Annotated in this window: 1 protein-coding gene; it reads right to left on the minus strand. The window is 57.6% G+C overall.

The features are described 5' to 3' along the window. Nucleotides 1-83: 83 nt before the first annotated feature. Nucleotides 84-671 (minus strand): DUF2913 family protein, encoded by a 588-nt coding sequence (locus ACSZO4_RS25650; protein WP_437891900.1) that lies wholly within the window; start codon nucleotides 669-671, stop codon nucleotides 84-86. Nucleotides 672-1,079: the final 408 nt, after the last annotated feature.

Consider the following 1,079-nt stretch of genomic DNA (forward strand, 5'->3'; position numbering starts at 1 on the left):
TCGTCCATAAATTAACCTGCTTTTGATGTTGGATTGAACATATCAAAATCAGGCAATTACACAATTTTATGTACAGGATCGTCTTACCCTTTTTCCTGCCCGGCGGTCAGCCGGTACAGGGCCTCACCGTCCGTTTCTGCCTGCCATCCGCAGGAACTCAGCAGCGTCACCATGCCTTCACTCCTGCCGGTGATGCGCGCCAGCAGCGGACTGACCTGCCGGCCGTCGTCATCAAAGGCCGCATCCAGATTCGTGCGCGACAGATACACTCCGTTCACCGCGTCACTCAGGGGCAGGGCATAACGGCCGGCCCACTCCCTGTCGCTGAGCAGCCGGTACTGCCACTGCATCTCCTTCGCCGTTTCCAGCGCATACGTCAGGCGAAACAGGTCATTCTGCTCCGTGAGGTCTCCGGTGCAGGAGCGCCACAGGTAATCCAGCTTCCCGGGCAGCTTTGCCCTGACGCCATGCAGCCGTCCCTGCTTCAGCAGCCATTCGATATCGCAGGTGACGTCACGGGGAAAGCGCCGCTGCTTCAGGGCGGTGGCCAGCCAGCGGGTAAGAAACAGGTTTTCCTGTGCCGGGGAGGTCAGGGTGCCGTCCAGCCGGGCCATACCGAGTGCGACGAGGGCGCACCACGCCAGATGCCCGGCCTTGTCAGTCTGTGTCACTGCCAAAAAATATCCTGTGTGTCACCTCAGTAAGAGGTTGTCATAAAAATTGTAGCGGTTCAGCCCGACCCCGGCACAGCAGAGTGGTCTGATTCTGACCGGGCGGCAACGGCACAAACCGGGCGCGCCAGCGGGCATACTGCGCATCTGAGCGCGGTGAGGGGTGCGCAGGTATGCCAGCGGTGTTAATTCCGGCATCAGACTTCCTGGCAGGAAAAATCATCATCCGGCCATTTTATCATATACTGATGATTTCAATCATAATTATATCAAAAAAACATTATGACAGCATCAGCTGACCACCCTCCGGCCCCGGTGAGTGCGGGAGTGAAGAACAGTAGCGCCCTTACAGGGCGAGCGTCACCGCTTCGCGGTTCCGATGGTATTCATGATCGGCAGACCGTTTTA

Origin of the sequence: Phytobacter sp. V91, assembly GCF_965644225.1 — a bacterium.
Lineage (GTDB): Bacteria > Pseudomonadota > Gammaproteobacteria > Enterobacterales > Enterobacteriaceae > CBFFRJ01.